Source organism: Streptomyces sp. LS-MS-L19, assembly GCF_058382285.1.
Genome location: NZ_JBYCLL010000001.1, coordinates 5,230,329 through 5,247,842 on the forward strand (window position 1 = coordinate 5,230,329; position 17,514 = coordinate 5,247,842).

The following is a 17,514-nucleotide window of genomic DNA, read 5'->3' on the forward strand; positions in this document are numbered from 1 at the left end:
ACGGCCGGGGCCCGGCTAGACCCCTTCCACCGCCGTCAGCCACAGCTTCACGTACCGCTCCACGTCCACGCCCAACCCCACGTCGACGAGGGTCACTTCGCGCTCGCCCTCGTGGATCTCGGACTCACCGGGCCGCCGACGGCGGTCGACGACGGTCTGGCCGCGGGTCGGACCGGGCGCCAACGAGACCTCCACCGGCAGGAGTTCGGTGGTCAGGCCGTCCGGGTCGACGACCGCGCAGACCGCGCCCGCGTCGCCGAGGCCGCCGGTGGGGGTGGGGTCACCGGTGGTGGCCGGGTCGCGGTGGGCGAGGAGTTCACCGGCCATGCGCAGGGACGGTTCCGCACTCGCCCGCAGCCGCTGGACGTCAGCGGCCGGGACGATGACCCGCTCGAAGACGTCCAGGCCGTACATCGTGATGGGCACCCCGGCGGTGAGCAGGACGGCCGCCGCCTCCGGGTCGTGCCAGACGTTGAACTCCGCGACCGGCGTGGCGTTCCCGGTCGCCACCGCACCGCCCATGAACACGATCCGCTCGATGTTGCGCACCACCTCGGGGTGCGTACGGAGCAGCAGCGCGATGTTGGTGAGCGGCGCGGTGGGAATCAGGGTGACCGGCCGGGGCGAGGCGAGGATCTCCCGCCGGAGCAGGGTCACCGCGTCCACGTCCACCGCCACCCGGGTCGGTGCGGGCAGCCCCAGGTCGCCCATGCCGTCGAGTCCGTGCACGTGCTGCGCGGTGCGCACGGGCTCGATCAGCGGCCGCTCGGCACCCCGGGCGACCGGGATGTCCCCGGCCCCGGCCTGCTCCAGCACGGTCAGGGTGTTGCGGACCACGCCGTCGACATCGGTGTTCCCGGCGACACAGGTGACCGCGCGCAGGTCGATACCGGGATGCCGTACAGCGAACAGCAGGGCCAGGGCGTCGTCGACACCGGTGTCGCAGTCGATGATCACCGGGATGGGCTGACCGGTCACGGCGGGGTCCTTTCGTCACTGGCGTACAGGTCCGACCTTACGCAGCCGCCCACAGTTCGGCCCCGCGATCACCGGCCCTGGCGGCGATCCTTCGCAGCAGCTCCTCCACCGGTACGGCTCCCGGCCTGCGGCCGTCCCGCAGTCGTACGGCCGCACAGTCCGCGTCGGCCTCCCGCTCCCCGATCACCGCCTGGTACGGCACGAGGCGCGCGGCGCGGACACGGGCGCCGAGGGTGCCGTCGCCGGGGGCGGAGAGCTCGGCGCGGATGCCGAGCGCGAGGGCCTGCCGTACGACCTCATGAGCCCGCTCCTCCTGCCCGTCGCCGACCGGCAGCACCACGAGCTGCACGGGCGCGAGCCACACCGGGAACGCGCCGCCGTGCGCCTCGACGAGATGCGCGACCGCCCGCTCCACGCTCCCGATGATGCTGCGGTGGACCATGACCGGACGGTGTTTGCCGCCGTCGGGGCCGATGTAGTGCAGGTCGAAGCGTTCCGGCTGGTGGAAGTCGATCTGGACGGTGGAGAGGGTGGACTCGCGTCCTGCCGGGTCGGTGATCTGGACGTCGATCTTGGGGCCGTAGAAGGCGGCCTCGCCCTCGGCGGACTCGTACGCGACGCCGTCCAGTACGTCCTCGAGGAGGGCGGTGGCGCGGCGCCACAGTTCCGGGTCGGCGACGTACTTGCCGCCCGCGCCCGGCAGCGAGAGACGGTACCGGCTCGCCCGGATGCCGAGGTCGACGTAGGCGCGGCGGATGAGGGCGAGGGCGGCGCGGGCCTCGTCCACGGCCTGGTCCAGGGTGCAGAAGATGTGGGCGTCGTTGAGCTGGATGGAGCGGACGCGGGTGAGGCCGCCGAGGACACCGGACGGCTCGGAGCGGTACATGCCGCCCAACTCGGCCATCCGCAGCGGTAGTTCGCGGTAGCTGTGCGAGCGGGACCGGTAGATGAGGGCGTGGTGCGGGCAGAGGCTGGGGCGCAGCACGACCTCCTCACCGCCCAGCCGCATGGGCGGGAACATGTCGTCGCTGTAGTGGTCCCAGTGCCCGGAGATCTCGTACAGCTCCCGCTTGCCGAGGACGGGCGAGTACACGTGCCGGTACCCGGCGGCGCGCTCCACCTCCCTGACGTACTCCTCCAGCACCTGACGTACGACGGCCCCGTCGGGCAGCCAGTAGGGCAGCCCCGCGCCCATCAGGGGGTCGGTGTCGAACAGGTCGAGTTCGCGGCCGAGTCGGCGGTGGTCGTGCACGGGGTCTCCCTCGCTCATGGGGGGCGAGGAACCAGCGGGAACGACGAAGCCCCGGGGCACTCGCCCCGGGGCTTCGGACTGCGTCAGCTGTCAGCGCGCCGGGACCTGCTCCGGCGTCGTCGTGATCGACGGGAATGCGTGGGCGCGCTGCATGAGGTGAGGGTAGGGGGCGTCCTGGCAGGGGCGCGAGGGGTTTTCGCGGCCGACCGGTACGTGGTGGGCCGTCCGGCGGGGGCTCAGGTGCGGTAGCGGGCCAGCATGAGGGCTACGGCTTCGTCGACGATCGCGGCGTCCGTGGGGTTGGGTGGGACGAAGTCGGTGCGTACGAGCTGGGGCCACAGGAACTGGCTGCAGATCATGCCGAGGAACTGTTCGGCGACCTCGGCTGCCGACTGCGGCCGTCCGTCGGACGAGCGGAAGTCGAGGGTGCCGGCCTCTGCTTCGGACTCCAGGTAGTCGCGGAGCCGGTCGAAGAAGGGGCCGCGGTCGATGGCGAAGCCGGTGCCGACGATGTCGGCGAGCTCCGGCATCTGGGGGAGCTCGGTGATGATGAGGCGGCACAGCGCCGCCGTGCCGGGCCGGGCGACCAGGCAGGCGTAGTCGCGGCCGATGTGGTCCAGGCCGTACCGGGGGTCGCCGGGCGGGGGCGGGGCGGCGTACTCCGTGTCCAGTTGCCACTGTTCGGCGGTGACGGCCGCGAACAGCGCGGCCTTGGTGGGGTACCGCTTGAAGAGGGTGCCGGTGGAGACGCGGGCCTCCTTGGCGATCTGGGCCAGGGAGGTCTTGTCGTATCCCCGGGCGAGGAAGAGGTCGCGGGCGGCGCGGATGATGCGGGCGCGGTTCTCCGCCTTGATCTGCGCGTGATAGCCGGCCCTGGCCTGCGCGTGATCCCCGGCCGGGCAGGTGCCGCCACCGGTCTCCGCTCGGTCCGCCACCGACATGCCCACGCCCCTTGCCCGTCTCGGGTGCCCGTCCCCGGTGCCCGTCTGCGGCCGCGTCCTCGCTGTCAGAGGACGGTCTGGCCGCCGTCCAGGATAAGGTCCTGGCCCACCGCGAAGGCGGAGGCGTCGGAGGCCAGGTACACGACGGCCTCCGCGACCTCCTCGGGCAGACCCATGCGGCCCAGCGGGATCGTGGAGCTGATCCCCTCCACCACCGCCGCCTGCACCGCGGGGTCCTCGATCCCGAGCTTGACGGCGGAGTACAGCGGGGTGTCCACCGGTCCGGGGCTGACCGCGTTGAAGCGGATGCCGTGCGACTTGAGCAGGTCCGCGTTCCACGACCGCATCAGCGAGGAGACGGCCGCCTTCGTCGCCGCGTAGGCGTTCGAACGCCCGTAGCCGCCGTGTGCGCTGTTGGAGGCGTTGAGGATGACCGAGGACGGGTTGGCCAGCACCGGCACCAGCGCCTGGGTGAGGAAGAAGACGCTCTTGACGTTGATGTCGAAGAGCCGGTCGTAGCTGTCCTCGGTGTGCTCCTCGAACGGCCGCCAGTCCGAGACGCCGGCGTTCAGGAAGGCCACGTCGAGCTTTCCGAAGTGCTCGCTCACCTGCTCGGCCAGGGCGCGCTGGGCGTCGAGGTCGCGTGCGTCGGCCCGCACGACCGGCACCTTGTCCCCGAGGACCTCCCGCGCCCTGTCGATGCCGGCCGGGGTGACGCCGGTGACCAGCACCTCGGCCCCCTCCGCGATGAAACGCTGCGCGGTCGCCAGGCCGATCCCGCTCGTGCCGCCGGTGATGAGGGCGCGCTTGCCCGCAAGACGAGTCATGTTGTTCGTTCCTTGCCGAGTCGTAAGGTAAGTCGATGCACTTACCTCGGAAAGGTAACGCTCCCGCTTCCCGTAAGGCAAGTCGACCCACTTACCATCGGTGGCCTCGAAGGCGTGGGGTGAGAACGCCGGTGCCGCCCGGCTCGTCAGGGCCGGGCGGCACGTCATGCGGTCAGGTCAGAAGTGCCACTGCTGGTTGGTGCCGCCGTTGCAGGTCCACAGGTCGACGAGGACACCGTTGGTCTTGGTGAACTGGGGGTCGTCGAGGCACAGGCCCGTGGCCTGGTTGACGATCTCGTAGTTGCCTCCGTTGACGGGGATGAAGGACCAGTTCTGGTTGGCGCCGCCGTTGCAGGCCCACAGGTCGGCCGCCGTTCCGTTGGCCGTGCCGGACTGGTAGTCGTCCAGGCAGGTGCCGGAGTTGACGTTCTTGAGGGTGTACTGGCCGTTGCCGACGCCGGTGACGGTGAACTGCTGGAGCGTGCTGCCGGTGCACGACCACAGGTCCACGCTCGCGCCGTTGGCCGTGTTCCCCTGGTAGTCGTCCAGGCACGTGCCCGTGTTGACGTTGGTCAGGCCGCGCGCGGTGCCGGCGACGGTCCCGCCGCTCACCGCCTGGAGCTGCCATTCCTGGGAGCCGTTGCCCGTCGCGGTCTGGAGCGTGAGGTTGGCGCCGGCCGAGGCGCCGGTCAGGTAGAGGCTCGTGTTGCCCGTGGACCGGAACTGCACATTGCCGTCGGAGAGCTGGACCATGGTCCACAGGGCCGTGCCCGTGTTGTCGACCCAACTGCCGATCTGCGCGCCGGCGACCGCGTTGTTGCCCCAGATCTCCGCGGCCCGGCCGCCCGACTGGTTGAGCAGGGTGACGCCGTTCGGCTTGGTGGTGATGTGCCAGTACTGGGTCTCGGCGTTGGCCGCCGAACCGGCGTTCTCCAGGCGTACGTCGGGGCTGTCGGCGTTGCCGATGTTGGCGTCGGTGGTGTTGTTGCGGGTGCCGATGACCTGGCCGGTCAGCTTGTTGACGATCCGGTAGTAGGTGCCTTGCGAGTGACCGAGGTCGATGTCGGCGTTGATGATCGTCGAGGTGCCCTGGTTGGCCAGGATCACCACACGGCCGGTGGTGGCGTCGTAGGTGAGGTTGCGGCTGTAGGCGCCGGGGACGGTGGTCTGGTACTGGGTCCAGGTTCCGGTGCTCGTACCGCTCGAGTTCATCCAGACGCTGCCGCTGCCGGCCGCGTTGTAGAGCAGGCGGCCGTCGGGGGTGCGGATGAGGACCGGGCTGCCGCCCTGTGCCGGGGCCGCGGAGCCGGTGGTGACGGGGAGGCCCGAGACACCGGTCCCGGCGGTGCCGCCCACCGAGTAGAAGTGCAGCGGGTCCGAGGCCACCTTGTAGCGGACGTTGTCGCCGCCGCCCCAGTACTCGTAGGTGAGCATCCACTTGCCGTCGGAGGTCGGGACGACGTTCGCCATGCCCGGCCGGCCGCCGCCGATCTCCGTCTTGCCGCCGCCCATGGTGACGGTCGTCCCGGTCACGTCCACCACGGGGCTGCTCCAGGCCGCGCCGGACCCGTCCCAGGTCCGGTGGGCGATGATCTGCCCCTGCGAGTCCGTGGCCGTGTCGTTGGCGGGGTCCGTGGTCAGTGCGCCGGTGCCGCTGTCGTACGCCGTGAAGTCGTTCTCGTCGGAGTAGTACGCCACCAACTGGCCGTTGTAGACCATCAGGTACGGCTCCCAGACCGGGTCGACCTGGTGGGTGGTGTTGGCGTTGGACACGTTGGTGCCGATGTTGCCGGCGCTGCCGCCCTGCCAGCCGCCGCCGGTGATGATGTTGCGGAAGCCCCACGTGGTGCCCTGGTCGGTGCTGGAGTAGAGCGCGATCGCCAGGTCCCTGCGGTCGCCGTCACCGGAGGGGGTCCAGTTGGGGTCGGCCGCCTTGTGCTCGAGGTAGTAGGAGTCGTCGCCGGACACCACCGCGGCCATCACCAGCGTGCCCGCCGACAGCGAGCCGACGGTCCGGGGCAGGACGTACAGGTAGGGGTTCGTCCAGGCGCTGGTGTACTTCGCGTACTGCGGGTCGCTCGACAGGTAGGCCGGGGCCTTGACCTGCGAGACCAGCTGCCAGCTCGTGCCGTCGTCGGTGCTGCGGTACACCGGCAGCGTCTCGCCGGCCGCGGAACCGGACGCGGGGACCGTCGCCAGCTCGAACGAGGCGACCAGCTGACCGCCCGGCAGTTGCGCGGCCTTCGGGTAGATGGCGCAGTTCCCCCGGCCCTTCAGGCACGCCTGGTTCGAGGGGAGTTGGTAGACGGTTCCGGGGGTCGGGGAGTAGGCGCCGGCCGGCGGCGCGGCGAGGAGGGACAGGATGACGGCGCTGACTGCGGCCAGCGCCGCGCCGAACTTCTTCAGCCTGCTTCTCACGTGCATGCTCGTCCTGCTCACGGTCGGGCCGAGGCCCGGCGGACGGTGCGCGGGGGGTCTGCGGTGGGTGCGCAGGTGCTCGCGCCGTCGTGCGGGCGGGTTCGGCCGGAGGGTGGACCGCCGTCGTCCTGGCGGTCCTTCGCCACCGGAGGGTGGCGAAGTCGTTCGACCTCGTCTTTTCGTGGGGGATGTCGGCAGACGGGGTCCGGTGGTCGTGCTCGGGGCTTCGGTGGGTTCTCGCGGCGATGATCTGACCGCGCAGTCATGTCTGCGCAGTCATATGTACGCAGTCGGAGGAGGGACGTCAATAGTTTTCGGTCACTTCGTCACAACCGGGTTTCGGCCAGCCGTCGCAGCTCGGCGAAGCGGTCGTCCTGCCGTGTGCCTCCGGCCAGGTCGCTCAGGGCGTACGCCGTGAACACGAACCCGTCCGTGGTGTGGAACCGCGCGCCCCAGTTGCCCAGGCTCACCGCCGCGACGCGGGACCACGGCAGGCGCTGGGTGCCCCAGGGGTTCACCATGAGGATCTCGTCCGTCCTGAGTTCCAGGCGTACGCGCAGGAGCCCCCACCAGGCGAAGAGGCCGAAGGCGAGGGCGACGGCGGTGGCGATCGCCGCGGTGCGTGCCGACTGGGCGGACGGGTGGGTGAGGGCGTCCGGCCATGTGGAGAGCGCCCCGGCCGCCGGGGCGGCTGCCGGCAGGTAGCCCATGAGGCGGCCGGATCGACTGACCCGCCACACGCCGATGACACCGTCGCGCGTTTCGTCCACGGGGGAATGATCCACCCGCAGGGTGCCTGTCTCACCCCTCCGGGCCCCACCGGTCCGGTCCCACCCCGCGCCAGTCGATCCAGCTCGACACCGCCACCTCCGCCGCGTCGATCTCCAGTCCCGCCCGGCGGAGGAACTCGGCCACGTCGGTCAGGTTGTGGGCGAGGCCCAGGATCTCTCCGTCCACGCGTACGCGGCGGCCGCCGCTGGGGGACGGCGGGTGGACGATCACTCGGATCGGGCCGGACATGTCTTCAGGATCGTCCGCGGTGTACGGTCCCGCACTTCGGTCCGTCATCGGCCCGGCCGGTCGAGTCGGTCGGTCGCGTCCTGTGTGCGGTCCGGCCGGCCCAGGGTACGGAGTTCCCACCACTCGGCCGGGCGCGGGCGCCGGTGCTGCCAGTGGGGGTGGAAGAACAGCTCGGTCGACAGGCGGTACAGGCGTCGGCGCAGCTCGGTGCGGTGGGGGTGCTCGGCGAGCCGCCGGTACGTGGCGCTCCACTCCCGCTGTGCCCGGGCGAGGTCGTCGGGGAACGATCGCATGACCGGATTCAATCATGTGTTCGATTTTGCGGGCCATCCCGGGAGCCGGGTGGCGATGAGTTCCGGGCGCGCGAGGGGTCTGTGCAGGCAACCGACCTCAAGGAGACCGACATGACCGCCGCCTACACCTTCGACGTGTTCTCCAGCCTCGACGGGTTCAGCCACGCCGGTGGCGACTGGGCCGGGTACTGGGGCAAGCAGGGGCCCGAACTGCTCGACCACCGCCTCGCCCAGTACTCCGAGGAGCAGCGGATGGTCTTCGGGGCCGCGACCTACCGGGCCTTCGCCCGGATGCTGGCCGAGAGCACCGAGGACAGCGATGTGCGCGATCCCTGGGTGACCCGGATGCGGAACCTGCCGGCGACGGTCGTGTCCAGGACGCTGGAGGGCCCCCTCGACTGGCCGGACGCGACGCTCGTCGCCGGTGACGCCGTCGACGTGGTCGCCCGGCTCAAGAAGGAGTCCGACGTGCCGCTGCGCTCCCACGGCAGCCTGGCGATGAACCGGGCGCTGATGGCCGCGGGACTGGTCGACCGGGTGCAGGTGACGGTGTTCCCCGTCATCACCGGGCGGACCGGCCTGGGACCCGTCTTCGGGGGCGCCGCCGACTTCGACCTGGAGCTGCTGGAGCACCGGACCCTCGACGGTCACATCCAGGAGCTCGTCTACCGTCCCACCCTGCACTGAGGACCGGGCACGGAGCACGCACAAGGGGCCGCCCCACCGTGAACGGCGGGACGGCCCCTTGCGGACCTTGCCTTCAGGAACTGCGTCAGGCGCGCGAGGCCTTACGGCGACGCGTCGCCAGGACGATGCCCGCGCCACCCGCGAGCAGCACCGCCGCACCGCCCGCGATCAGCGGCGTGTTGCTGCTGGCGCCGGTCTCGGCGAGGTTGTCGCCGCCGCCACCGTTCGGGGTGGGCGCACCCGGGGTCGACGTGGACTCCGAGGCCGACGGGGTCGGGGTGCTCGTGCCCGGGGTCTCCGAGGCGGGAGGCGTGCTCTCGGAGGCCGGCGGGGTGGACTCGGACGCCGGCGGGGTCGACTCCGAGGCCGGCGGAGTGGTCTCCGAGGCCGGCGGGGTCGCCGGAGGCGTGGTCTGCGTGGTCGTGCAGTCCTTCGTGCCGCCGTTCCAGGCCGCGATCAGCTTGTCCTTGATGACCGGGTGGTCCGGGCCCTTGGGGAGGTCGCCGTGCGTGAAGCCGTCGTTGGCGTCGAGCTTGCCGTCGAACTTCGTGTTGCCGCGGTACAGGTCGACCTGGCCGTAGCAGCCCGCGTCGGGGATCGCGACGTCGAGGGTGTCCACGGCACCGGCCTTGACGGTCACGGTGTCGAAGTCGTGGAAGACCTGCTCGCCGGAGGTGGCGAACGTCGGGCCGTGCGCGAGGTAGGACGCGAGGGAGGCGGTGCACGTGGTGGCGTCGCCCGCGGCGCGCACCTTGACGTGGACCTTGCCGTCGTCGCCCGGCTTGAGGTTCTGGTCGTCGACCTTGACGGAGGCGAAGAAGTTCTTGCCGTCGAGGGAGAACTCGCAGCGGTCGGTCTCGGTCTTCGAGCCGGCGCCCGTACCCGGCTTGTAGTGGCCGCCGTCTCCCCAGCCCTTGCCGCCGGGGCAGTCGGAGGCCGAGGCGACGGAGGCGAGGGCAGCGGAGAAGGCGAGCGTCGCGGCGCCCGTCCCCAGCAGGCGCCGAACGGTGACACGTCTCGCTATGGACATACAGATCCCGTCAGGATGAGAGTGAAATGATCACAGGAAGCATCAGAAACACTGGGCCCATTGGTCACATGCGCCACGGTGTTTGCACATCGTGGATCTCCTGGCGGAATGCTGTCAACCTGCGGTGATGCAAGGTGTGTTCAGCGGCCATCACAATTTCGACACACCAGGAATGATCTACTCCGCAAAAGCCCGGGTTGATTTTCCGGTGAGGTGGACAGATATCCCCTTTGTCGCCCCCGTGGAATTCGTCGCCCGCACGGAATGAACGCACTGCAGAGGAGCCCGCGTGACCCCCCGCACCACCACGCCCGACCTCTCCGGCAAGGACCCGAACTGGTGGCGACAGGCCGTCGTCTACCAGGTCTACCCCCGCAGCTTCGCCGACGCCGACGGTGACGGCCTCGGGGACCTCAGGGGCGTCACCGAACGCCTCGGACACCTGGCCGCCCTCGGCGCCGACGCCCTGTGGCTGAGCCCCTTCTACCCCTCCGAACTCGCCGACGGCGGCTACGACGTCGCCGACTACCGGGACGTCGACCCGCGCCTGGGCACCCTCGACGACTTCGACGCCCTGGTCGCCGAGGCCCACCGGCTCGGTCTGAAAGTGATCGTCGATCTTGTCCCGAACCACACCTCCCACCAGCACGCATGGTTCCAGGAGGCCCTCGCCGCCGGCCCCGGCTCCGCCGCCCGCGCGCGGTACGTCTTCCGGGACGGCCGTGGCGCGCACGGCGAACTCCCGCCCACCGACTGGCAGTCCGTCTTCGGCGGCAGCGCCTGGCGGCGGGTGCCGGACGGGCAGTGGTACCTGCATCTGTTCGCCCCCGAGCAGCCCGACCTCGACTGGTCGAACCCCGAGGTCCGCGAGGACTTCCGCACCACCCTGCGGTTCTGGTCGGACCGCGGGGTCGACGGCTTCCGGGTGGACGTGGCGCACGCGCTGGTCAAGGACCTGACCGAGCCGCTGCGCGACCTCGGCGACCTGCCCGGCGTCGCGGAGGAGGCGCTGGACCACCTGCCGCCGGGCAGCCATCCCTACTGGGACCGGGACGAGGTCCACGAGATCTACCGCGACTGGCGCACGATCCTCGACTCCTACACCCCGCCCCGCACGGCCGTCGCCGAGGCCTGGGTGCCGGGCGCCCGCCGCGCCCTGTACGCCCGCGCCGACGAACTCGGCCAGGCCTTCAACTTCGAGTACCTCCAGACGGGATGGGACGCCGGCGAACTGCGCCAGGTCATCACCGACTCCCTCGCCACCGCCCGCGCGGCGCACGCCTCGGCGACCTGGGTGCTCTCCAACCACGACGTCGTACGGCACGCCTCCCGCCTGGTGCTGCCGCCCGGCACCGACGAGAACGCCTGGCTGCTGGCCGGCGGCCGGGCACCCGCGATCGACCTCGACAGGGGGCTGCGGCGCGCTCGCGCGGCCACGCTGCTGATGCTGGCGCTGCCGGGATCGTCGTACGTCTACCAGGGCGAGGAACTCGGGCTGCCCGAGGTCGCCGACCTGCCCTTCGAGGTGCTCCAGGACCCGATCTGGGAGCAGACCGGACGGGTGCGCAAGGGGCGCGACGGATGCCGGGTGCCGCTGCCCTGGACGACGACGGGGCCGTCGTACGGCTTCGGGGCGGGCGGTGCCTGGTTGCCGCAGCCGCAGTGGTTCGCGCGGTACGCCGTCGAGGCCCAGGACGGCACGGAGGGCTCCACGCTGGAGCTCTACCGCACCGCCCTGCGGCTGCGCCGCAAGCTCCTCCAGGGGGAGGAGCTGACCTGGACGGAGAACGGCCCGGCCGACGTGCTGGACTTCGTCCGGCACGAGGGCTGGCGGTGCGTCACCAATCTCTCGGAGAGAGCCCTCCCGCTCCCGGACGGGGAGGTGCTGCTCACCAGCGGCCCGCTGGAGAACGGGCTGCTGGGACCGGACACGACGGTCTGGCTGGGCTGAGACAGGCCTGGGACCCCCGGCCCTAGCCGATCGTCGGCGACGGGCTCGCGCCCGCGGCCGGGGTGGCCCCGCCGTTCGCGTTCTCGCCGGGGACCGCGAGCGGGGTGGACGTCGGGTTCGGCGGCGGGGTCAGCACGACCATCGGCGCGCCGGGCTGCGGGGCCGGCGGGGTCAGGTCGGTGTCGGGCAGCTTCGGCGGGGTGGTCTGCATGAACAGGGCCTGGTCGAAGTTGACGAAGCCGGTCTTCTCCATGACCGTCATGTGGTCGAGCACCGTGTCGTTGGCCATGTCGGCCAGCGACCGCACCAGTGAGTTCTTGGTGGTGGAGCGGACCTTCGAGATCGTGTTGAAGATCGAACCGTGCGTCACCCGCAGGATGTTGGCGAAGTTCGTGTCGAACTGCTGGCCGTTGCTCGACTCGATCGTGTTCACGAAGCCGACCTGCTGCGGGCTCGCCACGTTCGGGATGGTGATGTTGAGCATCGGCGCGATCTTGCGGCAGGCCGCGTCCAGGGCCGCGTGGCCGTCGATGAGGTGCCGGCCGGCCTCCTTCACCTCCGGGGTCGTCCCCTTCTGGAGGGCGACCTCGCCCAGCGGGTACTCCCACAGACCCGCCGCGCGCACCTTGACGACGAAGTCCCGGTCCAGCTCGGTCAGCGGACCCCACTGCGTCTGCGCGATGATTCTGTCCTGTGCGGTGGCCGCCTGGCTGACACCCAGCATGGACGGGTACGCGAGCGCGCCCAGGGTCAGTGTGAGGGCTCCGCCTACGAACAGCGTTCCCATCGCGTTGCGCGAGAGTGGCACCGTGCCTCCTGCCCGGTCGGGGTGCCCGCGGGTGGCGGGCCGGACGCACAGGAGTACGGACGCGGGGGCGCCGGTGTTCATCGGCCCTTCACCGGTTGACCGTTCGTTGACCGGTTCACGGGGAAGTCCGGGGCAAATCGCGGGAGAGACCTGACGGGCCCCGCACCTAGATTCGCTGCATGTCCATGCCACAACAGCGGTCGCTGCCCGTCCTCCCCTACCGCAAGCCCACCAAGGGCCGCGACTACTGGGTGATCGACGACGTGCTCCCGGACGTCGACGCCGTACGGGAACGGTGTCTCGCGAAGGACGACTGGGTGAAGGGACATCCGTACACCTCGGAGACCTGGCCCGGGCTGCGGACCATGCCGGGGCTCGAACCGGCCGAGCTGGCACGGGTGGAGGGGCTGGTGCGGAAGGCCACGGGGGCGTCGAGGCTGTGGGTGCAGCGGGCGCCCGGCGGGGGCACCCTCAACCACAACTGCGTCCAGGTGGTGGGGGAGGGGGAGAGCGAGCCCCGGCCGCACACCGACTCCCGGGCGCTGTGCCGGTACGCCGCCGTGCTGTACCTCAACCCCGGCGTCCCGAAGGACTGCGGCACCAGCTTCTACCGGCAGTCCATGCCCGGCGGGCGGCTCGGCGGCAACGTCGTGCAGGCCCCGCACAACAACCTCGTCGAGGCGCTCGGCACGCGGTTCGTCGCGCCGGACGCCTTCGAGGAGGATGTCCGGGTGCCGCACAAGTACAACCGGCTGCTGCTGTACAACGCCAACCTCGTGCACAGCGCGACCGGTTACCACGGCACGACGCTCGCGGAGAAGCGGATGACGGCGGTCTTCTTCTGGATGGCGTGACGGGCCTCTCGGCAAGGGCTCCAGAAACGGCCCTAGTAGCGGACCGCTCGCGACACCTTCGCCGTGACCTTCCCCGACAGGTCGTGCGTGCTGCGGGCGGTTCCGTTGCCGGTGCCGCCCGCCGGGACGTCGGACAGCGTCACCACGGCCACGTCCAGGAGCTTGCCGTCCTGGCCGGTGAAGTCGACCTGCACGGTGAAGGACTTCGCCGAGTCGGCGCCGTTGGTCGCGGTGATCCGCACGGTCGTACGGCCGTCGGAGGCGGTCGTGGGGGTGGCGAGCCGTACGTCGTCCCTGGCGTCGACGCCGTTCTTGATGTCGTCGAAGCGCCGGCCCGCCTCCGCCGTGGCCGACGCCACCGCGTCCCCGGCGCGGGAGGCCGCCGAGGCGACCTTGCTCGCCACGGCGGAGGGGCTGTCCTCGTCGGAGCAGGCGGTGAGGCCGGTCAGGGCCAGGGCGGCCAGCAGCGCGGCGGTCGTCCAGCGGGTCATCTCGCCTCCAGGGTGCCGCCCCTCGCAGGGGTGCCGTTCCTCGCAGGGGTGCCGTTCCTCCAGTGAAGGGCCGCGGTCGTACGGCCGCACGCCCGGGGTCACCCGGATGGCCCACCCCCGTGGTGGCCGCCCGTGCTGCGCCGGATGGTCGAAGCACATCGACCACGAAAGGTGGAACACGGCCATGACACAGCAACCGCACGCCACCCAGCCGCCCGCCGGCGAGAGGCAGCACGCGTCCGCCGGCATGTCCCCGACCTCGGCACCGGCCCCCGGGTTCACGCCCACCGAGGCCGCCTGGGCCTCCGGCGGGGTCGTCTTCGCCGGTGTGCTGATGCTGATGAACGGCGTCCTGGCGATCTTCCAGGGCATCTCCCTGCTCGCCGAGGACAACGTCTGGGCCCGGGTCGGTGACTACGTCTACAAGGTCAGCCTCACCGGGTGGGGCGTGATCCTGCTCTGCCTGGGCGCGCTCGCCGCGGTCACCGGCGCGTTCATCCTCCGGGGCGCGTCCTGGGCCCGGATGACCGGTATCTTCCTGGCCTCGCTGAGCATGATCGCCCAGTTCCTCTTCCTGCCCTACGCCCCGGTCTGGTCGGTCATCATGATCGGCATCGACTTCTTCGTCATCTGGGCCCTCGCGGTGTACCGCCCGGCGATGCGCAGCTGACCGGGAGGTGGTGGGGCCCGGCCGATCACCCCGGCCGGGCCTGGCCGGGGTGACGGCAGCCTGGCCGACCTCGTCACACGTGGCCGAGGCCGCCGCTGCCGAAGCCGCCGCTGGAGCCGGGGAGCCAGCGTTTGCGGTGCTGGTCCTTTCCTCGTCTGGTTGATGAGGGGTGGAGCTGGTAGGGCATCAGCCGTTCCTGCCCGTCCGTGACGTCCGACAGCTCGTCCGGTTCCCGCATCTCCCGGAGCTCGCGGATCGGTCCCGTCTCCGGGAGGTGGGGATGATCCTCCACACGTGGCCGCGGCAGTTCGCGGTCCTGGACCCGCATGCCGAACTGCACCGCCCACACCAGTGCACCGGCGATGAACAGGCCACCGGCAAAGGCGGCGACGACGTTGAGCACCTCGCTCGACGTGGCCGCCAGTACAAAGGTCGCCGTACTCATAGTCCGATTATCGCCGAAATGAACCGATCCGACAGCCCCCGGACACGGCTCGTCCCCTTACCCGGTCCTCCCCCGCACCTCACCCCGTCCTCCCCCGCACCGCCCACGCCCGCGCCCAGAGTGAGATCGAGCCGTCGGGGGCGGTCGGGACCGCCGTACGCAGGGCCTCTCTCAGGTCGTCCCGCGCGGTGGGGGCGAGCGCGCCGACGTAGCCCGGTGCCGGGCCCTGGCCGGCCAGGAAGGGGCCCCACAGGTCGGCGAAGTCGGCGAAGACGGTGGGGACCTCGATCGCACGGACCAGCACGTCGACCAGTCCCGCGCCCGTCCACAGGTCGTGCAGCGGCTGGGGACGGCAGTCGGGGAACCGGCGTCCCTCGTCCAACTCCGCCGCGGCCGGGTCGAGTTCGGCCGCCGTGTCCCAGAAGCGGCGCAGCAGGCCCATGCGTTCCGCGTAGTCCCACACGTATGCGGCCACCACACCGCCGTCCGGCCCGACCACGCGGACCATCTCGGCGACCGCCCCGGCGGGTTCCGGTACGAAGTTCAGGGTGAGCCCGCTGACGGCCACGTCGAAGGCGCCGGCCGGGAACGGCAGCGCCCGCGCGTCCGCCACGACCGCCGACCGGGCCGTACGGACGAAGTCGGCGGAGCGGTCGCAGCCCACCACCCGGCCGGGCCGGCAGCGCTCCCGCACCACCGACGACAGCACCCCCGTGCCGCAGCCCACGTCCAGCCAGCGCGCCCCCTGGGGACGGCCCAGCCAGGCCGTGAACTCCCGCGCGACCGACCTGCTCCAGCGGCCCATGTAGCGGTCGTAGGCGGCGCCGGAGGCCCACACGTCGTATCGCTGCTCGTCCATGGCCCCCACGATCCTCGCCCGGCCGGAATTCTTCTCGACTTCCGCACCGGCCCCGCCGAGAACATCCGCGTGAACCGTTCACGGGGTTCGCGACGATGAGGGGGCGAACCGATCTTCTTCCTGGGGGACCACATGAGTGAGAACGCCGTCCGGCCCGCCCTGCGCCCCGCGCGCGGCTCCGCCCGGCTCGCCGTCGCCGGGCTCGGGCTCGCCGGTGCCGCCTGGGCGCTGCGGGCCGTGTGGCACGTCCGGCTCGCCGTGGCGGGGGAGCCCGCCTCCGGTCCGCCGGACCAGGGCGAGGGCCGGCACCGGCCGCTGAACGCGCTGGAGAACTCGTACCACCTGGTCAGCGCGGCCGGCGATGTCCTCGTGGTGCTGTGCGCGGCCGTGTTCATCGGCTGGCTGTGGCGGATGCGGGACAACGCGCGCGCCCTGTCCGGTGAGCCGCCGCGCTACGCCGGGATCTGGGTCTACGCCTCCTGGGTCGTGCCGATCGTCAACCTGTGGTTCCCGCGCGGCATAGTCGCCGACATCCACCACCGCAGCGCCCCGGGCCACAAGCTGCCCGCCGTCGTGAACGTGTGGTGGGCGCTGTGGCTGGTCGGCCTGGTCAGCGGTCTCGGGCTGACGTACGACGACAGCACCGACGAGATCATCGCCCGCGCCTACCAGAGTGTGACCGGTCTGCTGGTCGGCGACCTCGCCATGGTCGGCGCGGCCGTCGCCGGGATCCTCATGGTGCGCACCCTCACCGACAGGCAACTTGTGCACATCGGCGACTAGTTGCGGACGCCGAGTGGTGATCCCTTGAAGGAAAGCGGCAGGCCGTTTGATCCGGGTAGGGGGCACTTACTGTTGCGGCTACGTGACAGCCCCCCACCCCCAGGATCGCCATGCGTACCGTCCCCTCCGTCATGGCCGTCTGCGTGTCGGCCCTTCTGCTCAGCTCCTGCGGAGTCGGCAGCAGTGACACCGCGGTGAGCCCCAAGAAGGGCGACGACATCACCCTGGGACTGCTGCTGCCCGACCGGGACACCAGCCGTTTCGACCGGTTCGACTACCCCCTCATCAAGAAGGAGGTGGCGACCCTCACCCACGGCAAGGGCAAGGTCAGTTACGCCAACGCCGGGGCGAGCGCGAAGCGGCAGGGCGAGCAGTTCCAGAAGATGGTCGACGACAAGGTGGACGTGATCCTGGTGGACGCGGTCGACGCCGCGGCGATCGAGCCGTCCGTCCAGAAGGCGAAGGACGCGGGCATCCCCGTCATCGCCTACGACCGGCTCGCCCAGGGCCCGATCGACGCGTACGTCTCGCACGACAACGAACTCGTCGGCGAGGTGCAGGGCCGGTCCATCGTCGAGGCGCTCGGTGACAAGGCCGAGACCAGCAAGATCGTCATGATGAACGGCTCGCCCGCCGACCCCAACACCGCCCTGTTCGAGAAGGGCGCGCACAGCGAGCTCGACGGCAAGGTCGTCATCGCCAAGCAGTACGACACCCGCGAGTGGCTGCCCTCGGTCGCCAAGGCCAACATGAAGGCGGCGATCGCCTCCGTCGGCCTGAACAACATCGCCGCCGTGTACTCGGCCAACGACGACATGGCGGGCGCGGTCATCGACGAGCTCAAGGAGTCGGGGGCGACCAGGATCCCGCCGGTGACCGGGCAGGACGCCACCCTCGCCGCCGTGCAGCGGGTGGTGTCGGGCGAGCAGTACATGACCGTGTACAAGTCGTTCCTGCTGGAGGCGACCAACGCGGCGCAGATCGCGGTCTACAAGATCCAGGGCCGTGACCTGCAGTTCGACGCGCTGATCCGCGACAAGGTGAACAGCCCCACCCAGGACGACATCCCCTCGCTGCTGGTCCCGGTGGTCGCCCTGACCAAGGACAACATCGAGCAGACGGTCGTCAAGGACGGCGTCTACACCGTCCAGCAGATCTGCACCGCCCAGTACGCGGCGGACTGTGCGGAGATCGGGCTCACGTAGTC

General features: G+C 71.0%; 20 protein-coding genes. 7 read left to right on the forward strand and 13 right to left on the reverse strand.

Annotation, left to right across the window (positions count from 1 at the left end; genetic code table 11):
- Positions 1 to 15: 15 nt before the first annotated feature.
- The 8 genes from AC2XR2_RS23435 to AC2XR2_RS23470 all read right to left on the reverse strand — a co-directional run bounded on the left by AC2XR2_RS23435 (position 16) and on the right by AC2XR2_RS23470 (position 7,729).
- Positions 16 to 978, reverse strand: a complete 963-nt coding sequence (locus AC2XR2_RS23435) for a nucleoside hydrolase (RefSeq protein ID WP_449348789.1) — start codon at positions 976 to 978, stop codon at positions 16 to 18.
- 37 nt (positions 979 to 1,015) lie between these two features.
- Positions 1,016 to 2,248: a threonine--tRNA ligase gene (gene thrS, locus AC2XR2_RS23440; RefSeq protein WP_491516205.1), complete on the reverse strand. Its 1,233-nt coding sequence runs from the start codon at positions 2,246 to 2,248 to the stop codon at positions 1,016 to 1,018.
- 218 nt (positions 2,249 to 2,466) lie between these two features.
- The gene (locus AC2XR2_RS23445) at positions 2,467 to 3,171 is read right to left on the reverse strand and encodes a TetR/AcrR family transcriptional regulator (RefSeq protein WP_491516206.1); all 705 of its coding nucleotides are present in this window, start codon (positions 3,169 to 3,171) and stop codon (positions 2,467 to 2,469) included.
- A 65-nt stretch (positions 3,172 to 3,236) separates the two neighbouring features.
- Entirely contained in the window at positions 3,237 to 3,998 is a 762-nt protein-coding gene (locus AC2XR2_RS23450) for an SDR family oxidoreductase (RefSeq protein WP_449348792.1), read from the reverse strand.
- Positions 3,999 to 4,175: 177 nt separating this feature from the next.
- On the reverse strand, positions 4,176 to 6,416 hold the full coding sequence (locus tag AC2XR2_RS23455) for an RICIN domain-containing protein (protein WP_491516207.1): 2,241 nt from the start codon (positions 6,414 to 6,416) through the stop codon (positions 4,176 to 4,178).
- Positions 6,417 to 6,742: 326 nt separating this feature from the next.
- A complete protein-coding gene (locus tag AC2XR2_RS23460; RefSeq protein WP_491516208.1) occupies positions 6,743 to 7,186 on the reverse strand; it encodes a PH domain-containing protein in 444 nt (147 codons plus the stop codon).
- A 31-nt stretch (positions 7,187 to 7,217) separates the two neighbouring features.
- On the reverse strand, positions 7,218 to 7,436 hold the full coding sequence (locus AC2XR2_RS23465) for a hypothetical protein (RefSeq protein WP_381303943.1): 219 nt from the start codon (positions 7,434 to 7,436) through the stop codon (positions 7,218 to 7,220).
- A 44-nt stretch (positions 7,437 to 7,480) separates the two neighbouring features.
- Entirely contained in the window at positions 7,481 to 7,729 is a 249-nt protein-coding gene (locus tag AC2XR2_RS23470) for a DUF8825 domain-containing protein (RefSeq protein WP_449348795.1), read from the reverse strand.
- 111 nt (positions 7,730 to 7,840) lie between these two features.
- Here AC2XR2_RS23470 and AC2XR2_RS23475 point away from each other — a divergent pair, with 111 nt between their 5' ends.
- Positions 7,841 to 8,416, forward strand: coding sequence for a dihydrofolate reductase family protein (locus AC2XR2_RS23475; protein WP_449348796.1), 576 nt, complete (start codon positions 7,841 to 7,843; stop codon positions 8,414 to 8,416).
- 85 nt (positions 8,417 to 8,501) lie between these two features.
- On the opposite strand, the gene AC2XR2_RS23480 is transcribed toward AC2XR2_RS23475, so the two are convergent.
- Complete coding sequence (locus AC2XR2_RS23480; RefSeq protein WP_449348797.1) at positions 8,502 to 9,446, reverse strand: LAETG motif-containing sortase-dependent surface protein; 945 nt, start codon at positions 9,444 to 9,446, stop codon at positions 8,502 to 8,504.
- A 91-nt stretch (positions 9,447 to 9,537) separates the two neighbouring features.
- Between AC2XR2_RS23480 and AC2XR2_RS23485 the strand changes: the two genes are divergently transcribed.
- Both AC2XR2_RS23485 and AC2XR2_RS23490 read left to right on the forward strand, forming a co-directional pair.
- A complete protein-coding gene (locus AC2XR2_RS23485; RefSeq protein ID WP_449348798.1) occupies positions 9,538 to 9,714 on the forward strand; it encodes a hypothetical protein in 177 nt (58 codons plus the stop codon).
- Between the two features lie 21 nt (positions 9,715 to 9,735).
- Positions 9,736 to 11,397, forward strand: coding sequence for a glycoside hydrolase family 13 protein (locus AC2XR2_RS23490; RefSeq protein ID WP_491516209.1), 1,662 nt, complete (start codon positions 9,736 to 9,738; stop codon positions 11,395 to 11,397).
- A 22-nt stretch (positions 11,398 to 11,419) separates the two neighbouring features.
- On the opposite strand, the gene AC2XR2_RS23495 is transcribed toward AC2XR2_RS23490, so the two are convergent.
- Entirely contained in the window at positions 11,420 to 12,184 is a 765-nt protein-coding gene (locus AC2XR2_RS23495) for a DUF4142 domain-containing protein (RefSeq protein ID WP_449353405.1), read from the reverse strand.
- 200 nt (positions 12,185 to 12,384) lie between these two features.
- Between AC2XR2_RS23495 and AC2XR2_RS23500 the strand changes: the two genes are divergently transcribed.
- Entirely contained in the window at positions 12,385 to 13,059 is a 675-nt protein-coding gene (locus AC2XR2_RS23500) for a DUF6445 family protein (protein ID WP_449353403.1), read from the forward strand.
- A gap of 32 nt (positions 13,060 to 13,091) precedes the next feature.
- Here AC2XR2_RS23500 and AC2XR2_RS23505 read toward each other — a convergent pair whose 3' ends face one another.
- The gene (locus AC2XR2_RS23505; protein WP_491516210.1) at positions 13,092 to 13,550 is read right to left on the reverse strand and encodes a hypothetical protein; all 459 of its coding nucleotides are present in this window, start codon (positions 13,548 to 13,550) and stop codon (positions 13,092 to 13,094) included.
- 184 nt (positions 13,551 to 13,734) lie between these two features.
- Here AC2XR2_RS23505 and AC2XR2_RS23510 point away from each other — a divergent pair, with 184 nt between their 5' ends.
- Positions 13,735 to 14,220: a DUF7144 family membrane protein gene (locus AC2XR2_RS23510; RefSeq protein WP_330265621.1), complete on the forward strand. Its 486-nt coding sequence runs from the start codon at positions 13,735 to 13,737 to the stop codon at positions 14,218 to 14,220.
- Between the two features lie 73 nt (positions 14,221 to 14,293).
- On the opposite strand, the gene AC2XR2_RS23515 is transcribed toward AC2XR2_RS23510, so the two are convergent.
- Both AC2XR2_RS23515 and AC2XR2_RS23520 read right to left on the reverse strand, forming a co-directional pair.
- Positions 14,294 to 14,665 (reverse strand): DUF6479 family protein, encoded by a 372-nt coding sequence (locus tag AC2XR2_RS23515; RefSeq protein ID WP_330265620.1) that lies wholly within the window; start codon positions 14,663 to 14,665, stop codon positions 14,294 to 14,296.
- Positions 14,666 to 14,744: 79 nt separating this feature from the next.
- The gene (locus AC2XR2_RS23520) at positions 14,745 to 15,524 is read right to left on the reverse strand and encodes a class I SAM-dependent methyltransferase (protein ID WP_491516211.1); all 780 of its coding nucleotides are present in this window, start codon (positions 15,522 to 15,524) and stop codon (positions 14,745 to 14,747) included.
- Positions 15,525 to 15,656: 132 nt separating this feature from the next.
- On the opposite strand from AC2XR2_RS23520, the gene AC2XR2_RS23525 reads away from it, so the two are divergent.
- Positions 15,657 to 16,307, forward strand: a complete 651-nt coding sequence (locus tag AC2XR2_RS23525) for a DUF4328 domain-containing protein (protein ID WP_491516212.1) — start codon at positions 15,657 to 15,659, stop codon at positions 16,305 to 16,307.
- A gap of 110 nt (positions 16,308 to 16,417) precedes the next feature.
- Positions 16,418 to 17,512: a sugar ABC transporter substrate-binding protein gene (locus tag AC2XR2_RS23530; protein ID WP_381303961.1), complete on the forward strand. Its 1,095-nt coding sequence runs from the start codon at positions 16,418 to 16,420 to the stop codon at positions 17,510 to 17,512.
- Positions 17,513 to 17,514 lie beyond the last annotated feature (2 nt).

Coding starts and splice junctions, on each gene's coding strand:
- AC2XR2_RS23530 (WP_381303961.1), top strand. CDS start 16,418: ATGCGTACCGTCCCCTCCGTCATGGCCGTCTGCGTGTCGGCCCTTCTG.
- AC2XR2_RS23480 (WP_449348797.1), bottom strand. CDS start 9,446: ATGTCCATAGCGAGACGTGTCACCGTTCGGCGCCTGCTGGGGACGGGC.
- AC2XR2_RS23520 (WP_491516211.1), bottom strand. CDS start 15,524: ATGGACGAGCAGCGATACGACGTGTGGGCCTCCGGCGCCGCCTACGAC.
- AC2XR2_RS23470 (WP_449348795.1), bottom strand. CDS start 7,729: ATGCGATCGTTCCCCGACGACCTCGCCCGGGCACAGCGGGAGTGGAGC.
- AC2XR2_RS23495 (WP_449353405.1), bottom strand. CDS start 12,184: ATGGGAACGCTGTTCGTAGGCGGAGCCCTCACACTGACCCTGGGCGCG.
- AC2XR2_RS23500 (WP_449353403.1), top strand. CDS start 12,385: ATGTCCATGCCACAACAGCGGTCGCTGCCCGTCCTCCCCTACCGCAAG.
- AC2XR2_RS23515 (WP_330265620.1), bottom strand. CDS start 14,665: ATGAGTACGGCGACCTTTGTACTGGCGGCCACGTCGAGCGAGGTGCTC.
- AC2XR2_RS23450 (WP_449348792.1), bottom strand. CDS start 3,998: ATGACTCGTCTTGCGGGCAAGCGCGCCCTCATCACCGGCGGCACGAGC.
- AC2XR2_RS23510 (WP_330265621.1), top strand. CDS start 13,735: ATGACACAGCAACCGCACGCCACCCAGCCGCCCGCCGGCGAGAGGCAG.
- AC2XR2_RS23505 (WP_491516210.1), bottom strand. CDS start 13,550: ATGACCCGCTGGACGACCGCCGCGCTGCTGGCCGCCCTGGCCCTGACC.
- thrS (WP_491516205.1), bottom strand. CDS start 2,248: ATGAGCGAGGGAGACCCCGTGCACGACCACCGCCGACTCGGCCGCGAA.
- AC2XR2_RS23465 (WP_381303943.1), bottom strand. CDS start 7,436: ATGTCCGGCCCGATCCGAGTGATCGTCCACCCGCCGTCCCCCAGCGGC.
- AC2XR2_RS23525 (WP_491516212.1), top strand. CDS start 15,657: ATGAGTGAGAACGCCGTCCGGCCCGCCCTGCGCCCCGCGCGCGGCTCC.
- AC2XR2_RS23445 (WP_491516206.1), bottom strand. CDS start 3,171: ATGTCGGTGGCGGACCGAGCGGAGACCGGTGGCGGCACCTGCCCGGCC.
- AC2XR2_RS23475 (WP_449348796.1), top strand. CDS start 7,841: ATGACCGCCGCCTACACCTTCGACGTGTTCTCCAGCCTCGACGGGTTC.